This window comes from Streptomyces violascens, from assembly GCF_014649955.1.
Taxonomy (GTDB): domain Bacteria; phylum Actinomycetota; class Actinomycetes; order Streptomycetales; family Streptomycetaceae; genus Streptomyces; species Streptomyces violascens.
The window spans coordinates 46249-71367 of record NZ_BMUA01000012.1 but is presented as its reverse complement, the minus strand read 5'-3'; the positions used below and the strand labels follow the sequence as shown (position 1 = coordinate 71367).

Below are 25119 nucleotides of genomic sequence, written 5' to 3'. Positions count from 1 at the left end.
ACCAAGATCGACGCGTGATCCACCCGAGTTCGGCGGGCCCGTCGGCCCAAGGGGCGGGTCGGGTGCGGGGCGCGTCGGACGGCTCGGTAATCTAGGCCCGCTGACACACCCTTAGCTGGCCCTTAGGTACGCGGCCGGCTGACCCGTAGCCCGTCCGAAGCAGTCCGTCTCGTACGTCCAAGGAGTTGCCGCCGCCGTGAGCCGCAGCCTTCGACGCGGCGCCCTCGCCGCTTCTGCCATCGCGTTCTCGCTCGCCTCCCTCTCCGCCTGCGCCGCGGGCAACGGGGCCCAGACGCTCGGGGTCAAGGCGGACAACGCCTACGTCACCGTCGGCGACATCAAGGTCCAGAACGCGACGGTCGTCACCCAGCCGAAGGCCGACGCCGAGGGCCCGGCCGTCGTCGCCGCGACGCTGTTCAACAACGGCACCGACCCGCAGACGCTGGACTCGATCCAGGTCGGCAGCGCCGCCGTCAAGCTCTCCCCGGCCCAGGGCGCCGGCCCGATCACCGTCCCGGCGCACGGCTCCATCGTGCTCGGCGGCAAGGGCAACGCCTCCGCGGTCGTCGCCAACGGCCGCGAGGCCGCCAAGAACGGCGACGCGCAGAAGGTCACCTTCCAGTTCAGCAGGACCGGCAACGTGAGCCTGGACGCCTTCGTGGTCCCGGCCACCAGTTACTTCGAGGGCGTCGGCCCCAGCGAGCTCCCGAAGCCGAAGGAGACCCCCGGGGCCTCGGGCGAGCCGTCGGCCCCCGCCTCGGGCGGCCCGTCCGGCTCGGCCACGCCGAACACGCCGGGCGGCAGCGGCAAGCCCGCGGGCGCCGGCTCGGCGTCGCACAGCGCGGCGGGTCACTGACGCAACCCGTGCAGGACATACGAGGAGGGCGGGCCCGGATCTGATCCGGGCCCGCCCTCCTCGTATGTCCGGGGGTATCGGCTTACGGCTCGAACTTGTAGCCCAGGCCGCGGACCGTCACCAGGTAGCGCGGCGCGCCCGGGTCCGGCTCGATCTTGGCGCGCAGGCGCTTGACGTGGACGTCCAGGGTCTTGGTGTCGCCGACGTAGTCCGCGCCCCAGACCCGGTCGATGAGCTGCATCCGGGTCAGGACGCGGCCCGCGTTGCGCAGGAGCATCTCCAGGAGGTCGAACTCCTTCAGCGGGAGGTCGACCTTGCCGCCGGAGACGGTGACCACGTGGCGGTCGACGTCCATGCGGACCGGGCCCGCCTCCAGGGCGGCCGGGGTGACCTCCTCCGGCTCGCCGCGGCGGCGCAGGACGGCCCGGATGCGGGCCACCAGCTCGCGCGACGAGAACGGCTTGGTGACGTAGTCGTCGGCTCCTATTTCCAGGCCCACGACCTTGTCGATCTCGCTGTCCTTGGCGGTCACCATGATGACCGGGACGTTGGAGCGGCCGCGGAGCTGACGGCAGACCTCGGTGCCCGGCAGGCCGGGCAGCATCAGGTCGAGCAGGACGAGGTCGGCGCCGTTGCGCTCGAACTCGTCCAGGCCGTCGGGCCCGGTGGCCGCCACCGCGACCTCGAAGCCCTCCTTGCGGAGCATGTAGGACAGGGCGTCGCTGAAGGATTCCTCATCCTCGACGACGAGCACTCGGGTCACGGAAGGACCTCCGGGGCAGGAACTATGGCTTGTGATTCAGGCACAGCGGAACTGAAGGTCTCGTACGGGACATCCTCGTCCTCGTCGACCGTGACAGGCCCGCGCCCGGCGGAGGCGCGGTCCCGGACGGCGCCGGCTTCCGGCAGCCGCAGGGTGAAGGTGGAGCCCTGTCCCTCGGAGCTCCACACCGTGACCTCCCCGCCGTGCGAGGCGGCCACGTGCTTGACGATGGCCAGGCCCAGGCCCGTGCCGCCAGTGGCGCGGGAGCGGGCCGGGTCCACCCGGTAGAAGCGCTCGAAGACGCGCTCGCGGTCCTTCTCGGAGATGCCGATGCCCTGGTCGGTCACGGCGATCTCGATCAGGTCGCCGCCGGGCGCGGCGATGCGGCGCCCGGCGATGCCGACCCGGGTCCTGGCCGGCGAGTAGTTCACGGCGTTCTCGACCAGGTTGCCCAGGGCGGCGGCGAGCTGGCCGCGGTTGCCCCAGACGTACAGGTCGGCGGTGCCGCCCGCGGCCATGGTGATCTGCTTGGTGGACGCGGGGTGCCGGGAGCGGTCTATGGCCTCGGCGACGAGTTCGTCGACGCGGACCGGCTCGGCGTCCTCCAGCGGGTCGTCGTTCTGGACGCGGGAGAGGTCGATGAGCTCCTGCACCAGGTTGGTGAGCCGGGTCGCCTCGATCTGCATCCGGCCGGCGAAGCGGGTGACCGCCTCCGGGTCGTCCGAGGCGTCCATGACGGCCTCGGACAGCAGGGAGAGCGCCCCGGTCGGGGTCTTGAGCTCATGGCTGACGTTGGCCACGAAGTCGCGCCGTACGGCCTCGATGCGGCGGGCCTCGGTGAGGTCCTCCACCAGGAGCAGCACGAGCCGGGAGCCGAGCGGGGCGACCCGGGCCGAGACCGCGAGGGCCTCGCCGCGGCCCGTACCGCGCCGGGGCAGGTCGAGCTCGACCTGGCGTATCTCGCCGTCACGGCGGGTGTCGCGGGCCATGTGCAGCATCGGCTCGACGGCCAGCTTGCCGCCCCTGACCAGGCCGAGCGCGTACGCCGCGGAGCTGGCCTTGACCACCGAGTCGCTCTCGTCGAGGACGACGGCGGAGGAGCGCAGTACGGAAAGGACCGTGTCCACGCCCGGGGGAAGTACGGCGTCGGTGTGCAGGGACGTCCGGGTGGGCCGCGCCTGGTCGCGCTCGCTCCAGCGGAACGCCAGCATGGCGATCACGCCGGTGCACACCCCGGCGATCGCTGCCAATGCGGCGACCGCCGCGTTCACGTCCATGCATCCAGGTTATGCGGCACCACCGACACTGACCCAGCCAAATGGGTGGCCGCTCGAACGTTCGTCGCCCAGAGTTCACCGAGGTGATAGGGACGGTTCACTTCCTATGGCCGAATCGGACGCGTAACGGACGGAACGTGGGAGCGTGGGGTTCACAGGCACCCCCGGCCCCCCGGAGACGTTGTAGAGAGGGACACCCATGCGGGACGCGTACCACGAGGAACTTGACTCGATCGGCGAGGGTCTGGTCGAAATGGCCCGCCTTGTCGGGTCGGCGATCGGGCGCGCCACCACGGCCATGCTCGACGCCGATCTGAAGCTCGCCGAGAGCGTGATCGCGGCCGACCAGAAGGTCGACGATCTCCAGCACGACCTGGAGGCCCGGGCGATAGCACTGCTGGCCCGCCAGCAGCCGGTCGCCACCGATCTGCGGATCGTCGTGACCTCCCTGCGCATGAGCGCCGACCTGGAGCGCTCGGGCGACCTCGCCCAGCACGTGGCCAAGCTGACCCGCCTCCGCTACCCGGAGCGCGCCGTTCCGCACGACCTGCACGCCACCATCCTGGAGATGGGCCAGCTCGCCCAGCGCCTGATGGCGAAGGCCGCCGAGGTCATCATCACCAAGGACGTCGACCTGGCCCTCCAGCTGGAGCAGGACGACGACGAGATGGACCTGCTGCACCGCACGCTGTTCCAGCACCTCATGGACGACCGCTGGAAGCACGGCATCGAGACCGCGGTGGACGTGACCCTGCTCGGCCGCTACTACGAGCGCTTCGCGGACCACGCCGTGTCGGTCGCCAAGCGTGTGGTCTACCTGGTCACCGGCGAACACGCCGACGACCTCCAGGCCGCGGCGCCGGTCGAGGGAGCCTGACACCGGAGGGAGCCCAGCAGGCTTGCGCGCGTGCGCCGTTGATGCGCCCGCCGGATTGGGCATGCAATGGGTAGAGGCTCACTGCGTCTGCCTACCCCGGGAGGGACCCATGGCCGATTCGCCCACGTCCGAACCACGCCAGGAAGCACCTGTCACCCCTGTCGAAGTGGTCCGGCTCCCCTTGATCGGCGCGTGCGGCTGCGGCTCGGGCTGCGGCTGCGGCTGCCAGTCGGGCGCGCCCTGCCAGTGCGGCGGCTGATCCCGCCGACGGTGTTGTTCCCAGCGTGAATTCCCAGCACGAGGAGGGCCCCGCCCGGGTCGGGCGGGGCCCTCCTTGATTGCCGCGGCTTCATTGCCGCGACTTCATTCACGACTGCGGCTCCATCTGCGCAGACAGACTCACTTCACGGTGACGGTGACCGACGGCGAGGTGACCTCGTCGTACTTGATCCGCAGTTCCTGCTTGCCCTTGTCGTTGAGCTTGGCGTCAAGGGAGTAGCTGCTGCCCTGCTTGACCGTGGTACTGGCCTGCAGGGTCGTCCACTTGCTGCCCTTCTTGTGCTGGAGCACCAGCTTGCTGCCTATGGGCATGCCCTTGGTGCGGCCCGTGAACGTCACCTTGTCGCCGGCCTTCACCGAGGCCGACGACGCCTTCACGGTGATGGACGCGGTCGACTTGGACGCGGAGGTGGACGGGCTGGGCTTGGGCTTGGGACTTGCGGCGGCATGCGCGAAGGTACCGACCGATCCGGCGGTCAGCAGGGCAGCGGACAGCGCGCCGGCCGCGAACGTCCGGACGCAGCGGCTGCGCAGGGTGGCTTTCACATCGGACTCCTGTCTTGGCGGACTCCCCCGGGTGATGCGCGGTTCGCCGTACGAGCGTGACGAGATGGAACGGGGCGTCGCGAGGTGTCACACTCGGCTCACATTCCGGGCGAAATGCGCGTTTCGAGGCTATCCACAGGGTGCCGGGTCGGCGACCGGAGCGCGAGCGGTCGGGTACGGGGCGTAACGCAGAACCCCCTGCGCGGCGGAAATCCGCAGGCAGGGGGTTCTGGGGTTACCTCTTGGGTCCAACTACAGGGGTTACGTCCTACTTCTTGCCCTGGTTCTTCACGGCCTCGATCGCGGCGGCGGCCGCGTCCGGGTCGAGGTAGGTGCCGCCCGGCTTGACCGGCTTGAAGTCGGCGTCGAGCTCGTACACCAGCGGGATGCCGGTCGGGATGTTCAGGCCCGCGATGTCGGCGTCGGAGATGCCGTCGAGGTGCTTGACCAGCGCGCGCAGCGAGTTGCCGTGGGCGGCGATCAGGACGGTCTTGCCGTCCAGGAGGTCCGGGACGATGCCGTCGTACCAGTACGGCAGCATGCGCGTCACGACGTCCTTGAGGCACTCGGTCTGCGGGCGCAGCTCCGGCGGGATCGTCGCGTAACGGGCGTCGTCCGACTGGGAGAACTCGGTGCCGTCCGCGAGCGGCGGCGGCGGGGTGTCGTACGAGCGGCGCCACAGCATGAACTGCTCCTCGCCGAACTCGGCGAGCGTCTGCGCCTTGTCCTTGCCCTGGAGCGCGCCGTAGTGGCGCTCGTTCAGGCGCCAGCTGCGGTGCACCGGGATCCAGTGGCGGTCCGCGGACTCCAGCGCGAGCTGGGCGGTGCGGATGGCGCGCTTCTGGAGGGAGGTGTGCAGCACGTCGGGGAGCAGGCCGGCGTCCTTGAGCAGCTCACCGCCGCGCGCCGCCTCCTTCTCGCCCTTCGGCGTGAGGTTGACGTCCACCCACCCGGTGAACAGGTTCTTCTCGTTCCACTCGCTCTCGCCGTGGCGGAGCAGGATCAGCTTGTACGGTGCGTCGGCCATGCGTCCGAGCCTAATCGACGTTTCGGGGCCCTCGCGCGCCCAGGGACCAAGGTCCCGGGGCCGTCTCGATTGACGGACGCCGTCAATTCACTGGCCTCCGGGAACCGGCCACTTGTAACTTGCGGACATCATCCGCACCACTTACACGAGTGCCACAGTTCCGGGGGAAGCCGCATGTCCGTCGCCAGTCTCAGACGCGCCGCACGAGAATCCGTATCGGGGCTTCCCCGGGAGTTCTGGTGGCTGTGGACCAGCACCCTGATCAACCGGCTCGGGGCCTTCGTCGCCACGTTCATGGCGCTCTACCTCACCCTGGACCGGGGCTATTCGGCCTCGTACGCGGGACTCGTGGCCTCCCTGCACGGGCTCGGCGGGGTCGTCTCGTCGATCGGCGCGGGCATCATGACCGACCGGCTCGGGCGCCGCCCCACCCTCGTGATCGCTCAGACTTCCACGGCCCTGTCGGTCGCGCTGCTCGGCTTCATGACGGAGCCGGTGGCGATCGCGGGGGTCGCCTTCCTCGTCGGGATGGCGAGCAACGCGTCGCGGCCGGCGGTGCAGGCGATGATGGCGGACATCGTGAAGCCGGAGGACCGCGTGCGCGCGTTCTCCCTCAACTACTGGGCGATCAACCTGGGTTTCGCCGTCTCGTCGATGACGGCGGGCTTCATCGCGCAGTACAGCTACCTCGCGGGCTTCCTGGGCGAGGCGAGCCTGACGCTGGTGTGCGCGGTCGTGGTGTTCCTCAAGCTGCCGGAGTCCCGCCCCGAGCAGACGGCGGTGGAAAAGGAATCCGAACCTCAGATAGGCATGGGGACGGTCCTGAAGGACGGCCGCTTCATGGGAGTGGTGGGCCTGTCCTTCCTCATCTCCCTGATCTTCCAACAGGGTTACGTGGGCCTGCCGGTGGCGATGGGCACGGACGGCTTCTCCAGTGCGGACTTCGGCCTGGCGATCGCGGTGAACGGCATCCTCATCGTGGCGGTTCAGATCCCTGTCACCCGCTACATCCAGCACCGCGACCCGCGCCGCCTCCTGGTCATCTCGGCGCTCCTTGCGGGTTACGGCTTCGGCCTGACGGCGTTCGCGGGCTCGGTGGCGGTGTACGCCCTGACGATCTGCGTCTGGACCCTGGCCGAGATCGTGAACGCGCCGACGCAGACGGGCCTGGTGGTCCGCCTCTCCCCCGTCCACGGCCGGGGCCGCTACCAGGGCATCTACACGATGTCCTGGTCGGTGGCGGCGCTGGTGGCCCCGCTGATGTCGGGCTACGTGATCGACCACTTCGGCGCGACGTGGCTGTGGGCGGCGTGCGCGGTGCTGGGGAGTGTGGCGGCGCTGGGGTACTGGGTGCTGATGCGGGGGCTGGCGGGGGAAGGGGTGCCGGGGGCACCGGCCGGGGACGAGGCTCGGGTTGAGGTTCGGGAGGCGTCGGGGGTGTAAGGGGTTGTGGGGGCTGCCTCCGGGCAGCCCCCGGGTTCAGCCCCGCCGCACCGGCAAGCTCAACCCGCCCCACCCGTCAGATGCGTAAACGCGTCGAGGTTCCGCGTGGACTCACCCCGCGACACCCTCCACGCGTACTCCCGCCGGATGGCCGACGCGAAGCCCAGCTCCAGCAGCGTGTTGAAGGCGCCGTCCGCTTCCTCCAGGACGACCCCGAGCAGCCGGTCGAGCTCCTCCGGGGTGACCGAGGAGAGCGGGAGCTTGCCCGCCAGGTAGACGTCGCCGAGCCTGTCGACCGCGTAACTCACCCCGTACAGGCGGAGGTTGCGTTCGAGGAGCCAGCGATGGACGGCCGGCTCGTTCTCGTCGGGGTGCCGCACGACGAACGCGTTCACGGAGAGGGCGTGCGCGCCGACCCGCAGCGAGCAGGTGGTGGAGAGCTTGCGCGTACCCGGCAGGGTCACGACATACGTACCGGGCTCAGGGGACTCCCACGAGAGCTCCGCGTCCTTGAGGGCCGTTTCGATGACCTGCCGCACGTCAGCCATGCCGCGAGCCTACGCGAAGCCCCCGCACCCGACCCGGGGCGGACGCCTCACCCGTGATGCGACCGGACCCGCCGCCGGTGTTCGGCCATCGCCGCCGTGTACACGTCCGCCGTGGCCGACGCCGCCGTCCCCCAGCCGAAGGACTGCGCGTGCCGGGCGGCCGCGCCGCCCATGCGCTGCACCAGCGCGGGGTCCTGGACGAAGCGGCGCAGGGCGGTCGCGTAGTCCTTGGGGTCGTGGCCCTGGACCAGGAACCCCGTCACCCCGTCCCGTACCGCCACCGGAAGCCCGCCGACCGACGCCGCGACCACCGGCGTGCCGACCGCCTGCGCCTCTATGGCGACCAGTCCGAACGATTCGCTGTACGAGGGCATGACCAGCACGGACGCCGCCCGGAACCAGTCCGCGAGCCGGTCCTGGCCGACCGGTGGTCTGAACCGTACGACGTCACAGATGCCGAGCTTGGCCGCCAGCTTCTGCAGGCCTTCCGGCTTGGCCAGGCCGCTGCCCGAAGGCCCGCCGACGATCGGCACGATCATCCGCGAGCGCAAGGAGGGGTCGCGCTCCAGGAGCTCCGCCGTCGCCCGCAGGAGGATGTCCGGCGCCTTCAGCGGCTGGATGCGGCCCGCGAAGACCGGGATGAACGCGTCCCGGGGCAGCCCGAGCCGGTCCCGCGCCGCGGTCCTGCCGTCCGCCGGGCGGAAGCGGTCGAGGTTCACACCGGGGTGGACGACGGCGACCTTGCCGGGGTCGGCCTCGTAGAAGCGGACGAGTTCGTCGGCCTCCTCGGCGGTGTTGGCGATCAGCCGGTCCGCCGCGTTCACGATCTGGGTCTCGCCGATGACCCGCGCGGCCGGCTCGGGGGTGTCGCCCTCGGCGAGCGCCGCGTTCTTGACCTTGGCCATGGTGTGCATGGCGTGGACGAGGGGCACCCCCCAGCGTTCGGCGGCGAGCCAGCCGACGTGCCCGGAGAGCCAGTAGTGGGAGTGGACCAGGTCGTAGTAGCCGGGCCGGTGGTGGGCCCACGCCTGCATGACCCCGTGCGTGAAGGCACAGAGCTGGGCCGGCAACTCCTCCTTGGCGAGGCCCTCGTACGGCCCCGCGTCGATGTGCCGCACCAGCACCCCGGGCGACATCTCGACGGTCGGCGCGAGGCCGCCGGCGGTGGCCCGGGTGAAGATCTCGACCTCGATGTTGATCGCGGCCAGGCGCTTGGCGAGCTCGACGATGTACACGTTCATGCCGCCCGCGTCGCCCGTCCCCGGCTGGTGCAGCGGGGAGGTGTGGACGCTGAGCATGGCGACCCGGCGCGGCTTGCGGTGGCCGCCGGGCAGCCGGAGCCTGGGCGGGCCCGCCAGGGTGCCGGCGAACCGGGACACGTACTGGCTCACGTCGAGGCCCTCCTCGGCTCGGGGCACTGCCTTCGGACGCGGAGCGGGCATGCGGGCACGCCCCTCCAAAGCCCCGAACACCGGAATCCGCCCTTTCATTTCCACTTTGCCAAAATGTTGCCGGATACGCCGGGGCGGACCCGTCGGGCGGAGCCTTCGGCATCGGCACGGGCCTGCGGAAACGCTCGGACGGAACCGTCGTGGCGTCCGCGCCGAACCGTCGGACCACCCGGGCCGAACCGCCGCCTACCCTCGTCCTATGGCTCCACCTCCGTCCGCGAAGCGCCCCGTCGGCACCGTCACGCGCGGCACCACCAACCCGAACCGGCTGCGCCGCATGGACCGCTGGATCGCCGACGCGCACGGGGCCGCGCTGCGCCGCGCGCCCGCTCCGGTCGCCGTCGACCTCGGGTACGGGGCCGCCCCCTGGACCGCCGTGGAGCTGCTCCAGCGCCTGCGCACCGCCGCCCCCGCCGTCTCGGTGGTCGGCATCGAGATCGAGCCGGCCCGGGTCGCCGCCGCCAAGCCGTACGAGCGCGAGGGCCTCACCTTCCGCCACGGCGGCTTCGAGGTGCCGCTGGCCGAGCCGCCGATGCTGATCCGCGCGGCGAACGTGCTGCGCCAGTACGACGAGGGCGAGGTGGCCGCCGTCTGGGCCCGGCTGTGCGCGCGGCTCGCGCCGGACGGGCTGCTCGTCGAGGGCACCTGCGACGAGATCGGCCGCCGCCACGTCTGGGTCGCGCTCGACCGTTCCGGCCCCCGCACGGTGACCTTCGCGACCCGGCTCGGCTCCCTGGAGCGCCCCTCCGACCTGGCCGAACGGCTGCCGAAGGCGCTGATCCACCGCAATGTGCCGGGCGAGCCGGTGCACGCCTTCCTGCGCGACTTCGACCGGGCGTGGGCGGCGGCCGCCCCGTACGCCTCCCTCGGCGCGCGGCAGCGGTGGATCAAGTCCGTACGGGATCTGTCGGCCGACTGGCCGGTCGTGGACGGCGTACGGCGCTGGCGGCAGGGCGAGGTGACGGTCAACTGGGCCGCCCTTGCGCCCAGTTGAGCCCGGCCTCCTGATCCGGTGCGGGCGCCCCGCGATCCGGCCGAGGTGACGTCCGGGCCAATTCGGGCGTTGTTCGCGTCGTCGTACGGGTGAACCCTGGGGCTGGCGGAACGCGTGGAGCCCGGTGTTCGTCAGACGAAAGGGAATGCGGAGAGGACCGCGCAGAGCACCACACAGAGCACTACACAGCGGAACGCGCGGAAGAACGCGCAGGGGGATGTGCCTCGTTCGGTGCCCTTGCGCCTCTGTCGTTTTGGCGGAGGCCGTGGCAGCATCGCGGCAGTGTGATGTTACTGACGGTAAATCACATATGGAGTATCCGGTGTTCCGGTGTGGGGCCGGGGCCGGCTGGAGGGGGAGTTCATAGTGCCGAAGCAGCACCGTTTGGCGGCCGCGATCGCCTTGGTGTGCGCCTTGACCGCGTTGACGGTGCCGGGCACGGCGTTCGCCGACCCGGCGCCTACGCCGTCGGCCACCGCGCCGGCCCAGCCCAGGACGCTCGAAGAAGTGGGCAAGCAGATCGACGACCTGTACCGGCAGGCGGCCGCGGCCACCGACGCGTACAACCTCGCCGAGGAGCAGACCAAGCAGCAGTCCGCGCAGATCGTGCAGCTGGCCCAGGAGATCGTGAAGGGCCAGGAGAAGATCAAGCGCCTGAAGGACCAGGCGGGCGCCACCGCGCGGATGCAGTACCGCAACGGCGGCCTGCCGCCCGGCGCACAGCTGATGCTCAGCGGTGACCCGGAGACGTTCCTGACCGGCGCCGACGCGCTGCGCCAGGGCCAGCAGGCCGCCCAGGGCGTGCTCGGCGAACTGAACCGTACGCAGGCCGACTTGGCGGCGTACAGCAAGGACGCCACCGCCCAGTGGAAGAACCTGGAGGCCAACCGGGTCAAGAAGGAAGCCGCGAAGAAGGACATCACCGAGAAGATCACGGCGGCCGAGAAGCTCCAGGACCAGCTCAAGGAGCAGGAGAAGCAGCGCCTGGCCGAGCTGGAGCGGAAGAGGGAGTTCGACTCCCAGACGGCCTGGCTGAGCACCGGCATACTGAAAGAGATCAACAGCAGCGCGAGCGAGCAGGGCAAGAAGGCCGTGAAGTTCGCGACCGACCAGATCGGCAAGCGGTACGTCTGGGGTGCCGCCGGGCCCGACACCTTCGACTGCTCGGGGCTCACCTCCCAGGCCTGGATCGCGGCCGGGCGCGGGATACCGCGGACCTCGCAGGAGCAGTGGGCCCGGCTGCCGCACGTCGCGATCAAGGACATGCGCCCCGGCGACCTCATCATCTACTTCGCCGACGCCACCCATGTCGGGATGTACATCGGCGACGGCGCGATCGTGCACGCCCCCCGGCCCGGCCGGACCGTGACGATCACGGGGGCCGGCTCCATGCCGATCCTGGGCGTCGTGCGTCCCGACAAGTAGCGGCACCGTACGCACCGACGAGCAAGGGCGCCGTACGCCCTGACATGTAGCGGCACCGTACGGCTCGCCCTTCTCTTCCGGCCGGACGGCCCGGACACCCCCGGGCCGTCCGGCCGGGCAGCTCCGGGGAGACCCGGCGGGCAATCGCTTACTGGCGGTACGGGCAGTCCGCAACTTCCTGAGGCCCGGACAAATAGGGCATGCGGCATATGCCAACCGGCCCCGGGCGATCAACCGCCGAACGCCATTCCGCCACGCCCGTGGATGACGCTAGGGTCCCGGCTGGTGGGGCGCCGACCGGCGCACCCCCGTGCCCTCGGGGGGAGGGAAGGATTCCGGAACCGACGATGCCCGCATCCCAGCACGTACCCGTACCGCACCAGCGAGCCGCCCCGGAGCCCCAGACGGGCAGCGCCGTCGACGGCCCGCTCAACCTGCTGGTCATCGAGGACGACCCGGCGGGCACCTTCACTGTGCACGAACTCCTCGACGCGGCGGGCACCCGGGTCCGGATCCGCACCGCCCGCAATCTCACCGAGGCCGAGCGGCTGCTCACCGACGACGTCCACTGCATACTCCTGGACCTGGCGCTGCCCGGCCGCGACCCGGACGACGAGCTCGCGGCTCTGCGCCATCTGCTCCGGCTGGCCCCGCGCCATGCCGTGCTGGCCCTCACCCCGTCCACCCACGCCGAGCGGGCGGCGGAGGCGGTCCGGGTCGGCGCACAGGACTACCTGTTCCGCGACGAGCTGGACGGCAGGCTGCTCAGCCGCGCCATCCGGTACGCGGTGGAGCGCAAGCGCGCGGACACCGCCCAGCACAAGCTGGCCAAGTCGCGGCTGCACGCCCAGGAGAACGCCCGCCTGGAGCGCGGGCTGCTCCCGACCCCGCTGCTCGACGGTTCCGACCTGCGCTTCGCGGCCCGCTACCGCCCCGGCCGCTCCCGGGCGCTGCTCGGCGGCGACTTCTACGACACGGTGCGTACGCCGGACGGAACCGTGCACGCGATGATCGGCGACGTCTGCGGCCACGGCCCCGACGAGGCGGCCCTCGGGGTCGAACTCCGCATCGCCTGGCGGGCGTTGACGCTGGCCGGCCTGTGCGGGGACCAGCTGCTCTCGACCCTTCAGGAGGTCCTGGAACACGAGCGCGACAGCGAGGAGATCTTCGCGACGCTGTGCACCGTCGACATCGCGCCGGACGGCCGCAGCGCGGGCCTCTGCCTGGCCGGCCACCCCTCACCGCTGATCGCGCTCGGCGGCCGGGCGCAGCTGCTCCCGTACGAGAACGGCGGCCCGGCCCTCGGCCTGCTGCCGCGCGCCCGCTGGCCGCGCCGGCAGGTCGAACTCGGCCGGGAATGGGGCCTGTTGATGTACACCGACGGCTTGATCGAAGGCCGCACGGGCGAGGGCAGCCAGCGGCTCGGCCAGGACGGCATGCTGGAAATGATCAACAGCCAGCTGGCGTCCGGGCTGCGCGGCGAGTCACTGCTCGAAGCGGCGGTGACCCGGGCCCGCGAGCTCAACGGCGGCGAGCTGACGGACGACGTGGCGGTGGTCCTCCTGGAACGCAAGCGCACGGAGGACTGACGCCGGGGCTCCTTCGGGGCTACCGGCCGCCGTTGTAGGGCCCGTACGGACCGTCACTGCTGGAGCCGCCGCCGCGCCGGCCGCCCCGGCCACCGCCGGAGACCTGCCGGATCGCGGGCCGTACGTCCACCATGAACACGATCGAGGCGACGAGCCCGGCGAGCTGCAGGAACAGCACCGGCACGACCAGGTTCACCACGACCGTGATGCCCAGGATGATCAGCCAGAACGGCTTCGTCTGCTTGTCCGCCGCGCGGTACGCGTCCTCGCGGGCCACGACGGCGAAACCCAGCGCCACCACGGCGATGACGAGCATCGCGAGATAGAGCAGCGATGTGAGAAGGCTGAATCCCGTGAGCAACATGTCGTGCACCGCCTAGTGAGTCCCGATGAGTACTGCGTCCTGATACGTATGGCGCCCCGATGAGGATGGAGAGCGCCTCGCGGCCAAGGTACTAGGACAACGGGGCGGGCCCCCCGAAGGTGCCCGCCCCGCGAACCGCGTGAGCCGACTACTCGGCGGACTTGGCGGCGGTCTTCTTGGCCGCGGCCCTGCGCGGGGCGGCCTTCTTGGCGACGGGCTTGTCGGCGGCGTCGGAGTCGGCCTCGGCGGCCTCGCCCTGAGCCGGAACCTCGCCCTTGGGCTCGTCCTTGGCCTCGTCGCCCTTGGGCTCGACAGCGGTGGCGATCTCGACGATCTCGTCGGCGGCCTCGCCGCGCCACTGCTTGACGACCTCCTGGCCGTGCTCGGCGACCGAGTCATAGCCCTCGCGCGCCTTGACGGCGTACTCGGCGAGGACGCCGACGCCGCGCAGGGCGAGGTCCTGGGCGTTCTCGCCCAGCTTCTTGAGGTCGCCGTCGAGGGCGCCGAGGATCTCGCCCGCGCGGGTGGTGACGGCGGCCTGGACCTCCTTGACCCGGGTGGCGGCCTTCTCCTGCACGGCCTTCGGGTCGGTGCGGCGCACGGCCTCGATGCGCTCGGGCGCCTCGGCCTGGATCTTCTCGATCAGGGCCGGGACCTTCTTGGCCTGCTGCCCTGCGATGTCCGCCGTACCGGCGAGGAAGTAGAGGGGTGTGGGGTCGGTGAGGGTCTTGCGCAGGTCATCGGTGATGGCCATGACTGTCCTCCCGGATCAGTGCTCAGTTGCTCGCTTGAGGGTCTTGAGGGGTGTGAGGATGGTCGGCGGCGCTGTCGGTGTCCGGGTCGGCGTCGAGCCCGTTCTCCTTGCGGAAGGACTCGTAGATCTGGAGCAGAACCTGCTTCTGACGCTCGTTGAGCGAGGGGTCGGCGAGAATGACGCTGCGCGTCCCAGCGGCCTCGGGAGACCGCTCGTCGAGAATCCCGGCCTGCACGTACAGCGTCTCGGCGGAGATCCGCAGCGCTTTCGCGAGCTGCTGCAGAATGTCCGCGCTCGGCTTGCGCAGCCCGCGCTCGATCTGACTCAGATACGGATTGGACACCCCGGCGGCATCGGCGAGCTGCCGCAACGAGAGCTGCGCATTGCGCCGCTGCTCGCGCAGGTACTCCCCGAGATTGCCGACGTTGAGCGATGCCATACCCCGATGGTGCACCAGCCCTGCTAACTATTGCAAGCAGACGCTTGCAAAAGTGCGCTGCGCCACGTCGGGGACGGCGCGCGATCGGACATCAGGGGGTGCCGGAACATCAGCGATGCCCGTCGGCCGTCGCTACGCACGGTTCCCCGCCTGCTTCACGGTCTTGATCACTGGGGCCGTCTCCAGGTGGGTGATGGCCGGGAGTGCGGCGATCCGGGTGGTCAGGTAGCGGTACAGCTCCCGCTGGTTCGCGCACACCACGCTCGCGTACAGGTTGGTCGGGCCGGTCGTGGCGGCGGCGAACGCGATCTCCGGATGGCCGGCCAGCGCCCGGCCGGTCTCCTCCAGGTGGGCGGGGGCGACCGAGAGCCAGAGCAGGGTCCGGGCGTGCACGCCGAACATGCGCAGGTCGACGTCGACGTCCAGGTAGAGCAGACCGTGTGCGCGCAGCTCCGCCATCCGGCGCCGGACCGTCGTCGCCGACCAGCCGGTCGCCGCGGCCAGCTGCTCGAACCCGGCACGGCCGTCGGTGGCGAGCAGGGCGAGGAGCTTGCGGTCTCCGTCGTCGAGCCGCACCGGTCCGGGTCGGTGCGGTACCGGAGGCGGGCGCAGCCTCTCGACCTCCTCCGCGTCCAGCGCCCCGAATTTCCCGGCCGGGTTGTCCGGGCCGCCGTAGAAGGCGTGCAGCACGGAGTGCGCGGTCACGCCCTCCACCCGCGGGGTGCGCGGGAGCTTGGCCAGCAGCAGCGCCTCGCTGTCCGCCTCGCTCTCCGTACGGACCACGCAGGTGATCTCGGTGCCGCCCGAGTGGAGGCTCACCCAGGACGTGTCGGGGCGTCGGGCCAGCGCCTCGGCGACCGGCAGCGACGCGGCGGGCGCACATCGCACCCGCAGGAACCACATGACGGCGCCCAGCACGGTGGAGTCGACCCCGCCCAGCACCCGTACCGCCCCGGCCGATCGCAACCGGGCGTACCGGCGGGCGACGGTGCGGTCCGACACGCCGAGAACCTCGGCGATGGCGTTGAACGGAGCACGGCCGTCGATCTGCAGGGCGTGCACGAGCCGACGGTCCAGGTCGTCGTAGGCGGAGTCGGAGTCATAGGCGTAGGCAGAGTCGGATTTCACCGTGTTGAGGGTAGGGGGTGTCAACTATCAACGGAATTCGGGCTGTTACTGGCGAGGACCGCTCGGCCGACGGAGCGTTGCTCCTGTCCCGATCGACACAGCCAGAGGAGAGTCCGTGGACACCGATGTACTCATCACCGGCGCCGGCCCGACCGGAATGACGCTGGCCAACGAGCTGCTCACGGCGGGGGTGTCGACCGTCCTCGTCGACAAGCTGTCGCGGCGCAGCGAGCTGTCCAGGGCGGGCGGCGTGCAGTCCCGCACCCTGGAGGTGCTCGACCAACGAGGTCTGCTCGCACCCCTGTTGGCCACCGGAGACCACCCCGTCGCCACGGGCCACTTCGCCGGCATCCCCCTCCCGTTCGACTCCAACCGGCACCACCTGCCCTGGCGGTCCGTGCCGCAGGTGGTCATCGAGGGGTTCTTCGAGCAGCACCTCGCCGCGCACGGCCTCCATGTCCGCAGGGACCACGAACTGGTCGGCCTCGCCCAGGATCCCGACGGCGTCACCGCGACCTTCGCCAACGGCGCCGCCGTCCGCTCCCGGTACCTCGTCGCGGCCGACGGGGCGCACAGCACCGTACGGTCGCTGCTGCGGGCCGGTTTCCCCGGCCCGCCCGGCACGTTGACGATCGTCGCCGCAGACGTGCGGCTGGGCGGCGCCGATCCGGCCACGTCGCACACCTGGGGCGAGGACGGGCACTGGGCGGCACTGTTCCCGCTCGGCACCGATCCGCAGGGCAGACCGCTGCGTCGGCTGGTCCTCGGCGGGCCGGGCCGGTCACTGCCGAGGGAGACCCCGGTCACCGAGGACGAGATCCGGGACGGCCTGAGCACCGTGTTCGGAACGCGGGTGCACCTGGTCGAACTGCGCTACGCCCGCCGCATCACCAACGCGTCGCGGCAGGTCGCGCAGTACCGGCACGGTCGGGTGTTCCTGGCGGGCGATGCCGCCCACGTCCACCTTCCGCTGGGCGCGCAGGGCATGAACACCGGGATGCAGGACGCGTTCAACCTCGGCTGGAAGCTCGCCGCCGCCGTGCACGGCTGGGCACCGAAGGACCTGCTCGACACGTATCACGCGGAACGGCACCCGGCCGGGGCCGCCGTGCTGCGCAACGTCCGGGCGCAGAGCCTGCTGATGGACTGGGCAGGCACCCGCGATCCGGAGGTGCTGGCCGCCCGGGAGATCTTCACGGCGATGGCCCAGCTCCCGGACGTCCAGCGCCATCTCGCCGACCTGATGTCCGGGATGGCCGTCCGCTACCCGATGCCGGGCAACGCAACCCACCCGCTCGTCGGCCTGCCCGCCCCGGACCTGGACCTCGGCCCGGCCCGGGTCCACGAACTGCTGCGGTCCGGCCACGGCGTCCTGCTGGACCCGTCCGACACGTTCGCCCGCATCGCCGCCCCCTGGTCGGACCGGGTGGACCGAGCGGGCCGGGGCGCCGGCACCGAACCGATGCTCATCCGCCCGGACGGCTACGTGTGCTGGGCGGGCTCGGGCGACCCGGAACCGGTGCTCGCCCACTGGTTCGGCGAGCCCCACTGACCCGTCAGGTCGTGATCGCCACACACCGCAGCCCCACGCTCTCCCCGTCCGGGAAGCCCTTTGCGCACAGGCGGCTGCCGGGCGGGAAGTGGCGTCGGGGGCGGGGAGGCCGGGCGGCGCCCGCGGACCAACGGGGATGAGCGGCCCGTTACGCCTCTTCGCGCTCCTTGCGCGCGAAGAGGTAGGCCTGCGGCACCGCCTCCGTGCCCTCCGCCTCCCGACGCGCCCGCGTCGTCACCGTGAAGCCCGCCTCCTTCAGGAGGGTCGCGATGTGGTCCGGGGACAGGCGGTTGAAGTCCAGGGAGACGTCCGTGCCGAACGGGTTCGCCACGCGCAGTGGTTCCTCGCCCACCTGGAAGGCGAGCAGCAGGTGGCCTCCGGGGGCCAGTACGCGGTGGAACTCCGCCATCACCTGCGGCAGCCGCTCCCTCGGGGTATGGATGATCGAGTACCAGGCCAGCACGCCCGCCAGCGTCCCGTCCGCCGCGTCGACGTCCGTCAGCGAGCCCACCTCGAAACGCACCCCGGGATGGTCCGCGCGGGCCATCTCCACCATCCGGGGCGACAGGTCGATCCCGTGCACCGCCAGGCCGAGGCCGTGCAGATGGGCCGTCACCCGGCCGGGGCCGCTGCCCAGGTCCACGACCGGTCCGCCACCCGCCGCGAGGACGAGTTCCGCGAACGCTCCCAGGATCGCCCGGTCCAGCGGCCTGTCCTCAAGGACGGTGCGGAAGCGCTCCGCGTAGTCCGTCGCGATGGTGTCGTAGAACGTGCGTGTCGTGTGCAGGTGGGGGGCAGCTTGCAACTCGCCTCCGGCGGCCGCCTCTTGCGGGGTCATGGGGGTCGGCATGGTCATGGGCGTCGGCATGGTCATGGGCGTCGAGCCTAGACCCCGGCACTGACACCGGGCCCGCACCCGGGCCGGCCTCACGGGCCGGACCGGAACCCCGGCCGCATCCGACCCCAGCAGGCCCTCAACTCCCGTACGCCCCCGCCCGCGCCGCCGCCCCCGCCGCCCCCGCCGCGCGGTCCGCAGCGCCCTCGTCCAGCCCGTCCCCGCTCACCAGGAAGCGGTAGTACAGCGGTGCCGAGACCGCTCGGATCACCTCCGCCGCATCCGTGCCGGGCGGGACCTCGCCTCGTTCCGCGGCCTGTGTGACACAGGGGGCCCACTCCTCGATGCGGGTGGCGTAGAAGCGGTGCAGGGCGCGGGCCGCGCGGGGGTCGCAGGTGGCCGCGGCGATCACCGCCTTGAACAGGGCGCCCTGCCTCGGATCGGTCAGCGTCTTGACGACCAGGCGCGCGTTCGCCAACAGGTCGCCGTCCAGCGAGCCGGTGTCCGTACGGGGCGAGGACTGCTCGGCCATGTCGTCCAGGAGGTCGGCGACCAGGCCCGTCGTCGTGGCCCAGCGCCGGTAGACCGTGGTCTTGCCGACCTCCGCCCGGCGCGCCACATCGGCCAGGTCGAGGCCGTCGAAGCCGTGCTCGGCCAGCGCGTCCCCGGCCGCCTGGAGTACGGCCGCCCGCACGCGCGCCGTCCGCCCGCCCGGCCGCACCGTCCCCGGCTCCATGCCCTCCTCCATCGCGACTTCCTTTCCTGGTCCGGCGAATCCTGGTCCGGCGAAGACTCAGACCACCCTAAAGGAATCCCAGCACCGTTAACACCGTCCGCCAGAACCTCCTTGACCTCAAGCCCAGTTGAGGTTGAAGACTCGCCGTACGCACCGCGCACCGGCGCGGACAACGGGTGGGAGCAGTGATCGTCATGCGTGTTGCACAGGTCGGGAAGTTCGGCGGGCCCGAGGTGCTGGCCCCCGCGGAGGCGCCGGATCCGGTCGCCGGGGCGGGCGAGGTTCTCGTGGCCGTCGACCACATCGACACCCTCTTCGTGCAGACCCAGATCCGCGCGGGAGCCTTCGGCGAGTTCTTCGACGTCAAGCCCCCTTACGTGCCCGCCGGCGGCGCCTCGGGCACCGTCACCGCCACCGGCCCCGGCGTGGACCCGGCCTGGGCGGGCCGCCGGGTGGCCGTGGCCGGTCAGGCCGACAGCTACGCCGAGCTCATGGCGGTCCCCGCCGACCACCTCTCCCCCGTCCCGGACGGCGTCGGCCTGCGGGAGGCGGCCTCCCTCGTCCACGACGGGGTGACCGCCCTCGCCCTCCTCGACAACACCGCGCTCAAGCCGGGCGAGACCGTACTGATCACCGGCGCCTCCGGCGGCATGGGCACCCTGCTCGTCCAGCTCGCCCGCGCGCTCGGCGCCCGGGTGGTGGGCGTGGCCCGCGGGCCCGAAAAGACCGCGCTGGTACGGGAGTTGGGGGCCGACCAGGTCGTCGACGCGGCCGACTCCGGCTGGCCGGAAGGAGCCCGCGGCGCACTCGGCGAGCACGGCGCCGATCTCGTTCTGGACGGCGTCGGAGGCCAACTCGGCCTCTCTGCCTTCCCGTTGACCGCCGACGGCGGGCGCTTCTCCGCGCACGGCGCCCCCTCGGGCACCGGCTTCGCCGCCGTCGACCCGGACGAGGCCCGGCGGCGCGGCATCACCCTCCTCGGCATCGGCGACGTTCAGCTGACGCCCGAGCGCCGCACCGCGCTCCTCGACCGGGTGCTCGAAGAGGCGGCGGCCGGGCGGCTGAGGTCCGTGATCGGCGAGGTGTTCCCACTGGAGCGCGCCGCCGAGGCGCATGCGGCCATCGAGGGGCGGGGCCTGGTCGGGAAGGTGCTGCTCAAGCCGTGACGCCGCCCGTCACGACATGCCGCCGACCTCCCACGGGGGTGGGGGTCGGCGGCATCCGGCGCCGGGGCGTCCCGGGGTCAGAACATGTCGGGGCACCAGGGGCGGCGCGCCGTGCGGAACAGCTCGTCCGCGCGCGCCGCCGCCCCCGCCCGCTCCTGAGCGACCCGGCCGAGCGCGAGCAGCCGCGTCGCCGACTCGTCACCGAGATACAGGGACGCCAACTCCCTTACGTTCAGAGTCAGTTGGGCTGAGAGCGTCGTCGGCTTGCAGCGTGCGCCCGTCTGGCTCGCCTCCAGGAGGAAGCGGCCCGCCGCCAGGCCCGCGCCGTCCTCGACCTCCAGGACGAGGGCTCCCTCACCGGCGTACGTGCGCGACTCCAGCAGCCGTACGACATCGAGCAGGCGCAGCCACAGGAAGTCGGCGTTGGTCACGATCCTGGCCGCGCGCGGGTTCGGGAAGAACAGGGGCAGCAGGTCGTCGGGGGCGCGGTAGCCGGTGCGCACCGTGCGGATCCAGTCGATCGAGCACAGGTAGTGCCACAGGGCGCGGTCCGCGTCGGCGGTCAGGCCGATCAGGCTCTTCACCGTCGCCGTGTTCTCGGGCAGCTTGGCGTCGCTCCACCGCTCGTCGGCCGTGTACGCGGCGATCCCGGCCGCCTCGCCTCCGGCCGTGCGGTACACCGCGAAGAACGGCTCGGTCCAGGGGCCGTCGAGGCGGGCCGCGCCGGTGGCCAGGTCCCACCAGCGCCGGGTGCGGCTGACCGCGCCGGGCTGCGCCGCCCGGAACCGTTCGAAGATCTCGGGGCCCACCTTGGCCGCCTCGGCCGGGTCCACCAGGTCGACCCGGCCGCCGTCGGCGGGGCCCGACCAGTTCGGGTCGAGGCCGGTGCGCGCCGTGTCGATCTCCCACTCGGTGAGCGAGGTGGCCGGGCCGAACCCGTACCGGCCGTAGATCGGGTACTCGGCGGCGATCAGCGTGGAGGCGACCTCGCCGCGCTCCCTGGCCGCCGACAGCTCGGCCGCCATCATCCGGGTGAGCAGTCCGCGCCTGCGGTGCGTGGGCGAGACGGTGACGCCGCTGACCGCCGTCACGGGCAGCGCGGCGCCGCCGACCGCGGTCAGCTCCTGCGCGAAGGACCGGAACGTCGCCACGCAGCGGCCCGCCTCGAAGGCCCCCTGCACCCGGCCGACATCGGTGTGGGCGAGACGGCCCCGCGCCTCCTCGTCGCTCACGACCGGCGGGCGCAGGAAGCCCCTGTTGACCGCCTTCAGCCAGTCGGTGTACTCGGCTTCGGCGACGGTACGGACCTCGATGTCGGGCGTGGCCGGGGTGCTCATACCGGCCACGCTAGGCGGCTCCCGGTCAGAATGTCGCCCGAATTTCGCCGACCTCGGCGGCCCCGCCGAACAGCGGCGCGCGGCCGATCCGGTCCACCACCGGGCCGTCCACGCCCAGGAGTTGGAGCGCGCGGGCCAGGATCGGGCCGAGCGCGCGGATCGCGCCGTCGTCGACCTTGAAGGCGAGGGCGCGGCCGTCGGCCAGGGCCACCGCCTGCACGGCCTCGGCGCCCATCTTCGACAGGGTGCCGGGCACCTCGCGCATCAGCCAGGTGTCGGGCCGCCGCGTGCCGGCCACGTACTCGGGGTGCGCGCGCATCGCCTCGGCGACCCGGCCCTCGGGCGTGCCCGCCTGGGCCGTCGCGAAGGTGCGGAAGGCGCGCGCGAGGCCGGTCAGGCTGATCGCCATGAGCGGCGCCCCGCAGCCGTCGGTGCCGACCGAGGCGACCTGCTCCCCCGCGGCCGCCTCGACGGAGTCGTGGACAAGGCGCTGCAGCGGGTGCGCTGGGTCGAGGTAGCTCCCGAGGTCCCAGCCGTTCTGCTTGCAGGCCGCGAGCATCGCCGCGTGCTTGCCCGAGCAGTTCATGGTGAGCCGCTCGCGGACACGGCCCGCCGCCAGGTACGTCTCGGCCTCGGTCGCATCCAGCGGCAGGTCGGGCGGCGTCTGGAGGTCGTCCGGGGTCAGCCCGTGCTCCGCCAGCATCTTGCGTACGAGATCGAGGTGGAAGCCCTCGCCCGAGTGGCTGGCGGCCGCGATGGCCAGGCGCTCGCCCGACAGATCGAGGCCGGCCCGCAGCACGGCGGCGGCCTGCATCGGCTTGTTGGACGAGCGCGGGAAGACGGGCGCCGCCGGGTCGCCGAGCGAGAACTCGACACTGCCGTCTTCCGCAAGGACCACCAGCGAGCCCCGATGATGGCCCTCGACGAATCCGGAGCGTACGACTTCGGCGAGGACCGGGGGTATCGGGGACGTCAGGGCGGTCATGGCGGTGCGGCCTTCCGGGCAGGTGACCTGCCCCGGAGGGGTCGCTTCCGATACGGGCGGGTCAGGTGAGCAGATCGTCTACTTGTGCTTCACCATCACGGTACCTGCGGGCGATCTCGGCACTGCAATCGTCGGCGGTCCGCTGGAGCTGCTGCCGGCGCCGCGAGACCTGCTGCTCGTAGCGGATCAGGCGCCCGGTCGCGGTGTGCAGCTCCTCGTCCGTACGGGCGGCGAGGTCGGACAGCTGGACTTCGGCGTCCATCTCGGCGGCGAGGATGCGGTACTCCTCGCTGCGCGGCGCGGACAGCGTGACGTGGCGGGCGGAGGCGCGGTGCGAGGACGGCGCGTCCGTGAGGATCTCCGCGAGCCGCTCCACCACCGGCGCCTGCGGCCCGGTGCGCCGGGCCAGCTCGGCCCGCAGAATGTCGATCCGGCCGTGCAGCAGCCGCCGTACGTAGCTGAGGTCGGCCTCGTCGCGCTGCGACTGCCGGCGCAGGGTGCGCAGCTCGGCGAGCCGGAGCGCGGCCAGGTCGTGGTCGCGCTGGGGCGGCAGCGTGCCGCCCGCCCGCTGTACGGGCGGTCGCACGGCGGTACGCGGGTTGGTCCGGGTCAGCGATACGGGACCGGGCGACTGCCCGGCGCCTGGTGTGCTCATGCGTCTTTCCGTCCCCTCGACCGGTGCATGGGGTCTCCCCGGGCCCGAAGGACCAAGGGGAAGCACCGCCTGTACGCATCGTGCCACTCCCGGTACGGCACGTGCAGGTGCACTGCACCCGTTCAGCCGCTCGGAAATCGGAGCGACCCGTGGCATAGGTTGGGGCGCATGCGAGCGGTGGTGCAGAGAGTCGACGGCGCGAAGGTCGTCGTGGCCGGCGAGACGGTCGGCGAGATCGCGGGTGAGGGCCTGTGTGTCCTGGTCGGAGTCACCCACGAGGACAATCCGGGCAAGGCGGCGCAGCTCGCCCGCAAGCTGTGGTCGGTTCGCATCCTTGAGGGGGAGAAGTCCTGCTCGGATGTGAATGCGCCCTTGCTGGTGATTTCGCAGTTCACTCTCTACGGGGACGCCCGCAAGGGCCGCCGCCCCACATGGAACGCGGCCGCCCCCGGCGATGTGGCCGAGCCCTTGGTCGACGAGGTGGTGGCCCAGCTGCGAGCCCTCGGCGCACATGTGGAGACGGGCCGCTTCGGCGCGGACATGCGGGTGTCCCTCACCAATCACGGCCCGTTCACGGTCCTGGTGGAGGTCTGAGACCTCCGGTCCACCGGCCTACGGCTCGACCACGACTTCCTGGGCCGCCGCCGTGTTGCCCGCGAGCAGCTCCGCGTCCACCGGGACGTTGCGCTTGACCAGGGCCAGCGCGATCGGGCCCAGCTCGTGGTGGCGGGCAGAGGTGGTGATGAAGCCGAGCTGGCGGCCGTCGGCACCGTCGGCCGCGAGCCTGACCGGCGTACCGGACCCGGGAAGCAGCACCTCGCTGCCGTCCAGGTGCAGGAAGACCAGGCGGCGCGGCGGCTTCCCCAGGTTGTGGACACGGGCGACCGTCTCCTGGCCCCGGTAACAGCCCTTCTGGAGATGGACGGCCGAGCCGATCCAGCCCACCTCGTGCGGGATCGTCCGGTGGTCGGTCTCGAAGCCGAGCCGCGGCCGGTGCGCCTCCACGCGGAGCGCCTCGTACGCCAGGATGCCGACGAGCGGGCCCGCCTCGGCGGCGTACTTCTCCAGGTCGCCGCGCGGCAGGAACAGATCACGGCCGTACGCCGTCTCGCGCACGACCACGCCGTCCGGCACCTCGGCGATGGAGCCGGCCGGCAGGTGGACGACCGCGAACTCCTCGGTGCGGTCGGCGACTTCGACCCGGTAGAAGAACTTCATCGACTCCAGGTAGGCGATCAGCTCGCCCTCGGTGCCGGGCTCGACGTGGATCCACACCGTCGTGCCGTCGTCGACGAGGTACAGGGCGTGCTCGACGTGCCCGTTCGCGGAGAGGACGAGCGCCTCGGTGGCCTGCCCGACGGGCAGCTCGCTGACGTGCTGGGTGAGCAGCAGGTGCAGCCAGCTCAGCCGGTCGTCGCCGGTGACGGTGACGACACCGCGGTGCGAGAGGTCGACGAGACCGGTGCCGGCGGCGAGCGCGCGCTGCTCGCGGAACAGGTCACCGTAGTGCGCCGCGACTCCTTCGTCGCGCCCTTCGGCGGGGACGGCGCCGGGCTGGGACAGCAGGGGGCTCTTCATGTAGGCAAGCCTACGACGCAGTACTTGCGGTGTTAGTTGAGTCGGCTCCGCCGACGGGTTTCTCGGCACAGTCGGTACAGCGCCCGAAGATGGCGAAGTGCTTCATGTCCGTCTCGAAGCCGAAGGTGTCCCTGAGCTTCGCGGTGAAGTCACCTGCCACGTCCACATCGGCCTCGATCACCTTGGTGCAGTCGCGGCACACCAGGTGGATGTGGTGGTGGCGGTCGGCCAGGTGGTAGGTCGGGGCGCCGTGGCCGAGGTGGGCGTGCGAGACCAGACCCAGCTCCTCCAGGAGCTCCAGGGTCCGGTACACGGTGGAGATGTTCACGCCGCCCGCCGTCTTCCGCACCTGGGTGAGGATGTCGTCGGGCGTCGCGTGTTCGAGTACGTCGACGGCCTCCAGGACGAGCTGTCGCTGGGGGGTCAGCCGGTACCCGCGCCTGCGGAGGTCGCTCTGCCAGTCGGTGGTCACCACGCTCCCAGTGTAGGAGTGAACCCGGCGGCACCCACGGGAC

At 71.7% G+C, this 25119-nt stretch carries 26 protein-coding genes; 9 read left to right on the top strand and 17 right to left on the bottom strand.

Annotated features, from left to right (window positions below; translation table 11 throughout):
- Nucleotides 1–196: 196 nt before the first annotated feature.
- Nucleotides 197–856 carry a copper chaperone PCu(A)C domain-containing protein gene (locus IE206_RS23225; RefSeq protein ID WP_189965070.1) on the top strand — a complete coding sequence of 220 codons (660 nt, stop codon included), beginning with the start codon at nt 197–199 and terminating at the stop codon, nt 854–856.
- Between the two features lie 82 nt (nt 857–938).
- On the opposite strand, the gene phoP is transcribed toward IE206_RS23225, so the two are convergent.
- Entirely contained in the window at nt 939–1610 is a 672-nt protein-coding gene (gene phoP, locus IE206_RS23220; protein WP_465270246.1) for a two-component system response regulator PhoP, read from the bottom strand.
- Nucleotides 1611–1615: 5 nt separating this feature from the next.
- Nucleotides 1616–2896 carry a two-component system sensor histidine kinase PhoR gene (gene phoR, locus IE206_RS23215; RefSeq protein ID WP_053728183.1) on the bottom strand — a complete coding sequence of 427 codons (1281 nt, stop codon included), beginning with the start codon at nt 2894–2896 and terminating at the stop codon, nt 1616–1618.
- A gap of 199 nt (nt 2897–3095) precedes the next feature.
- On the opposite strand from phoR, the gene phoU reads away from it, so the two are divergent.
- The gene (gene phoU, locus IE206_RS23210) at nt 3096–3773 is read left to right on the top strand and encodes a phosphate signaling complex protein PhoU (protein WP_189965068.1); all 678 of its coding nucleotides are present in this window, start codon (nt 3096–3098) and stop codon (nt 3771–3773) included.
- 399 nt (nt 3774–4172) lie between these two features.
- On the opposite strand, the gene IE206_RS23205 is transcribed toward phoU, so the two are convergent.
- Nucleotides 4173–4598: a hypothetical protein gene (locus IE206_RS23205; RefSeq protein ID WP_189965066.1), complete on the bottom strand. Its 426-nt coding sequence runs from the start codon at nt 4596–4598 to the stop codon at nt 4173–4175.
- A gap of 268 nt (nt 4599–4866) precedes the next feature.
- Nucleotides 4867–5625 carry a phosphoglyceromutase gene (locus IE206_RS23200; protein WP_189965063.1) on the bottom strand — a complete coding sequence of 253 codons (759 nt, stop codon included), beginning with the start codon at nt 5623–5625 and terminating at the stop codon, nt 4867–4869.
- A 174-nt stretch (nt 5626–5799) separates the two neighbouring features.
- Between IE206_RS23200 and IE206_RS23195 the strand changes: the two genes are divergently transcribed.
- Nucleotides 5800–7068, top strand: coding sequence for an MDR family MFS transporter (locus tag IE206_RS23195; protein ID WP_189965062.1), 1269 nt, complete (start codon nt 5800–5802; stop codon nt 7066–7068).
- A 59-nt stretch (nt 7069–7127) separates the two neighbouring features.
- Here IE206_RS23195 and IE206_RS23190 read toward each other — a convergent pair whose 3' ends face one another.
- On the bottom strand, nt 7128–7616 hold the full coding sequence (locus IE206_RS23190) for a type III secretion system chaperone family protein (RefSeq protein ID WP_189965060.1): 489 nt from the start codon (nt 7614–7616) through the stop codon (nt 7128–7130).
- Between the two features lie 47 nt (nt 7617–7663).
- Entirely contained in the window at nt 7664–9007 is a 1344-nt protein-coding gene (mshA, locus tag IE206_RS23185; RefSeq protein WP_189965058.1) for a D-inositol-3-phosphate glycosyltransferase, read from the bottom strand.
- Between the two features lie 259 nt (nt 9008–9266).
- Between mshA and IE206_RS23180 the strand changes: the two genes are divergently transcribed.
- The 3 genes from IE206_RS23180 to IE206_RS23170 all read left to right on the top strand — a co-directional run bounded on the left by IE206_RS23180 (nt 9267) and on the right by IE206_RS23170 (nt 13075).
- On the top strand, nt 9267–10061 hold the full coding sequence (locus IE206_RS23180) for a class I SAM-dependent methyltransferase (protein ID WP_189965056.1): 795 nt from the start codon (nt 9267–9269) through the stop codon (nt 10059–10061).
- A gap of 366 nt (nt 10062–10427) precedes the next feature.
- Nucleotides 10428–11486, top strand: a complete 1059-nt coding sequence (locus IE206_RS23175) for a C40 family peptidase (RefSeq protein WP_189965054.1) — start codon at nt 10428–10430, stop codon at nt 11484–11486.
- 347 nt (nt 11487–11833) lie between these two features.
- Entirely contained in the window at nt 11834–13075 is a 1242-nt protein-coding gene (locus IE206_RS23170; RefSeq protein WP_189965053.1) for a PP2C family protein-serine/threonine phosphatase, read from the top strand.
- A 19-nt stretch (nt 13076–13094) separates the two neighbouring features.
- On the opposite strand, the gene IE206_RS23165 is transcribed toward IE206_RS23170, so the two are convergent.
- The 4 genes from IE206_RS23165 to IE206_RS23150 all read right to left on the bottom strand — a co-directional run bounded on the left by IE206_RS23165 (nt 13095) and on the right by IE206_RS23150 (nt 15760).
- The gene (locus IE206_RS23165) at nt 13095–13439 is read right to left on the bottom strand and encodes a DUF2516 family protein (protein WP_053729032.1); all 345 of its coding nucleotides are present in this window, start codon (nt 13437–13439) and stop codon (nt 13095–13097) included.
- A 148-nt stretch (nt 13440–13587) separates the two neighbouring features.
- Entirely contained in the window at nt 13588–14193 is a 606-nt protein-coding gene (locus IE206_RS23160) for a hypothetical protein (protein ID WP_189965051.1), read from the bottom strand.
- A gap of 22 nt (nt 14194–14215) precedes the next feature.
- Nucleotides 14216–14632 (bottom strand): helix-turn-helix domain-containing protein, encoded by a 417-nt coding sequence (locus IE206_RS23155; protein WP_189965049.1) that lies wholly within the window; start codon nt 14630–14632, stop codon nt 14216–14218.
- A 132-nt stretch (nt 14633–14764) separates the two neighbouring features.
- Complete coding sequence (locus IE206_RS23150; RefSeq protein WP_226598965.1) at nt 14765–15760, bottom strand: Lrp/AsnC family transcriptional regulator; 996 nt, start codon at nt 15758–15760, stop codon at nt 14765–14767.
- 115 nt (nt 15761–15875) lie between these two features.
- Between IE206_RS23150 and IE206_RS23145 the strand changes: the two genes are divergently transcribed.
- Nucleotides 15876–17312 carry an FAD-dependent monooxygenase gene (locus IE206_RS23145; RefSeq protein ID WP_189965047.1) on the top strand — a complete coding sequence of 479 codons (1437 nt, stop codon included), beginning with the start codon at nt 15876–15878 and terminating at the stop codon, nt 17310–17312.
- A 148-nt stretch (nt 17313–17460) separates the two neighbouring features.
- On the opposite strand, the gene IE206_RS23140 is transcribed toward IE206_RS23145, so the two are convergent.
- On the bottom strand, nt 17461–18186 hold the full coding sequence (locus tag IE206_RS23140; protein WP_373300968.1) for a class I SAM-dependent DNA methyltransferase: 726 nt from the start codon (nt 18184–18186) through the stop codon (nt 17461–17463).
- A 100-nt stretch (nt 18187–18286) separates the two neighbouring features.
- The gene (locus IE206_RS23135; protein WP_226598966.1) at nt 18287–18895 is read right to left on the bottom strand and encodes a TetR/AcrR family transcriptional regulator; all 609 of its coding nucleotides are present in this window, start codon (nt 18893–18895) and stop codon (nt 18287–18289) included.
- A gap of 182 nt (nt 18896–19077) precedes the next feature.
- On the opposite strand from IE206_RS23135, the gene IE206_RS23130 reads away from it, so the two are divergent.
- Complete coding sequence (locus tag IE206_RS23130) at nt 19078–20049, top strand: zinc-binding dehydrogenase (protein WP_189965045.1); 972 nt, start codon at nt 19078–19080, stop codon at nt 20047–20049.
- Nucleotides 20050–20126: 77 nt separating this feature from the next.
- On the opposite strand, the gene IE206_RS23125 is transcribed toward IE206_RS23130, so the two are convergent.
- The 3 genes from IE206_RS23125 to IE206_RS23115 form a co-directional block, all read right to left on the bottom strand.
- Nucleotides 20127–21386, bottom strand: coding sequence for a GNAT family N-acetyltransferase (locus IE206_RS23125; protein ID WP_189965043.1), 1260 nt, complete (start codon nt 21384–21386; stop codon nt 20127–20129).
- A 25-nt stretch (nt 21387–21411) separates the two neighbouring features.
- Nucleotides 21412–22371, bottom strand: coding sequence for an asparaginase (locus IE206_RS23120; protein ID WP_189965041.1), 960 nt, complete (start codon nt 22369–22371; stop codon nt 21412–21414).
- A gap of 61 nt (nt 22372–22432) precedes the next feature.
- Nucleotides 22433–23026: an RsiG family protein gene (locus IE206_RS23115; RefSeq protein ID WP_189965039.1), complete on the bottom strand. Its 594-nt coding sequence runs from the start codon at nt 23024–23026 to the stop codon at nt 22433–22435.
- A gap of 168 nt (nt 23027–23194) precedes the next feature.
- Here IE206_RS23115 and dtd point away from each other — a divergent pair, with 168 nt between their 5' ends.
- Nucleotides 23195–23620, top strand: a complete 426-nt coding sequence (dtd, locus tag IE206_RS23110) for a D-aminoacyl-tRNA deacylase (RefSeq protein ID WP_189965037.1) — start codon at nt 23195–23197, stop codon at nt 23618–23620.
- Between the two features lie 18 nt (nt 23621–23638).
- Here dtd and ygfZ read toward each other — a convergent pair whose 3' ends face one another.
- Nucleotides 23639–24604, bottom strand: coding sequence for a CAF17-like 4Fe-4S cluster assembly/insertion protein YgfZ (gene ygfZ, locus IE206_RS23105; protein WP_189965036.1), 966 nt, complete (start codon nt 24602–24604; stop codon nt 23639–23641).
- A 10-nt stretch (nt 24605–24614) separates the two neighbouring features.
- Nucleotides 24615–25079 (bottom strand): Fur family transcriptional regulator, encoded by a 465-nt coding sequence (locus IE206_RS23100; RefSeq protein ID WP_189965034.1) that lies wholly within the window; start codon nt 25077–25079, stop codon nt 24615–24617.
- Nucleotides 25080–25119 lie beyond the last annotated feature (40 nt).

What these genes read in the sequence shown, in the direction of transcription:
- IE206_RS23125 (WP_189965043.1), bottom strand. Translation starts at nt 21,386, where the DNA reads ATGAGCACCCCGGCCACGCCCGACATCGAGGTCCGTACCGTCGCCGAA.
- IE206_RS23115 (WP_189965039.1), bottom strand. Translation starts at nt 23,026, where the DNA reads ATGAGCACACCAGGCGCCGGGCAGTCGCCCGGTCCCGTATCGCTGACC.
- dtd (WP_189965037.1), top strand. Translation starts at nt 23,195, where the DNA reads ATGCGAGCGGTGGTGCAGAGAGTCGACGGCGCGAAGGTCGTCGTGGCC.
- IE206_RS23165 (WP_053729032.1), bottom strand. Translation starts at nt 13,439, where the DNA reads ATGTTGCTCACGGGATTCAGCCTTCTCACATCGCTGCTCTATCTCGCG.
- IE206_RS23155 (WP_189965049.1), bottom strand. Translation starts at nt 14,632, where the DNA reads ATGGCATCGCTCAACGTCGGCAATCTCGGGGAGTACCTGCGCGAGCAG.
- phoU (WP_189965068.1), top strand. Translation starts at nt 3,096, where the DNA reads ATGCGGGACGCGTACCACGAGGAACTTGACTCGATCGGCGAGGGTCTG.
- IE206_RS23160 (WP_189965051.1), bottom strand. Translation starts at nt 14,193, where the DNA reads ATGGCCATCACCGATGACCTGCGCAAGACCCTCACCGACCCCACACCC.
- IE206_RS23135 (WP_226598966.1), bottom strand. Translation starts at nt 18,895, where the DNA reads ATGGAGGAGGGCATGGAGCCGGGGACGGTGCGGCCGGGCGGGCGGACG.
- IE206_RS23180 (WP_189965056.1), top strand. Translation starts at nt 9,267, where the DNA reads ATGGCTCCACCTCCGTCCGCGAAGCGCCCCGTCGGCACCGTCACGCGC.
- IE206_RS23130 (WP_189965045.1), top strand. Translation starts at nt 19,078, where the DNA reads ATGCGTGTTGCACAGGTCGGGAAGTTCGGCGGGCCCGAGGTGCTGGCC.
- IE206_RS23195 (WP_189965062.1), top strand. Translation starts at nt 5,800, where the DNA reads ATGTCCGTCGCCAGTCTCAGACGCGCCGCACGAGAATCCGTATCGGGG.
- IE206_RS23120 (WP_189965041.1), bottom strand. Translation starts at nt 22,371, where the DNA reads ATGACCGCCCTGACGTCCCCGATACCCCCGGTCCTCGCCGAAGTCGTA.
- ygfZ (WP_189965036.1), bottom strand. Translation starts at nt 24,604, where the DNA reads ATGAAGAGCCCCCTGCTGTCCCAGCCCGGCGCCGTCCCCGCCGAAGGG.
- IE206_RS23190 (WP_189965060.1), bottom strand. Translation starts at nt 7,616, where the DNA reads ATGGCTGACGTGCGGCAGGTCATCGAAACGGCCCTCAAGGACGCGGAG.
- phoR (WP_053728183.1), bottom strand. Translation starts at nt 2,896, where the DNA reads ATGGACGTGAACGCGGCGGTCGCCGCATTGGCAGCGATCGCCGGGGTG.
- IE206_RS23140 (WP_373300968.1), bottom strand. Translation starts at nt 18,186, where the DNA reads ATGACCATGCCGACGCCCATGACCATGCCGACCCCCATGACCCCGCAA.
- IE206_RS23170 (WP_189965053.1), top strand. Translation starts at nt 11,834, where the DNA reads ATGCCCGCATCCCAGCACGTACCCGTACCGCACCAGCGAGCCGCCCCG.
- IE206_RS23200 (WP_189965063.1), bottom strand. Translation starts at nt 5,625, where the DNA reads ATGGCCGACGCACCGTACAAGCTGATCCTGCTCCGCCACGGCGAGAGC.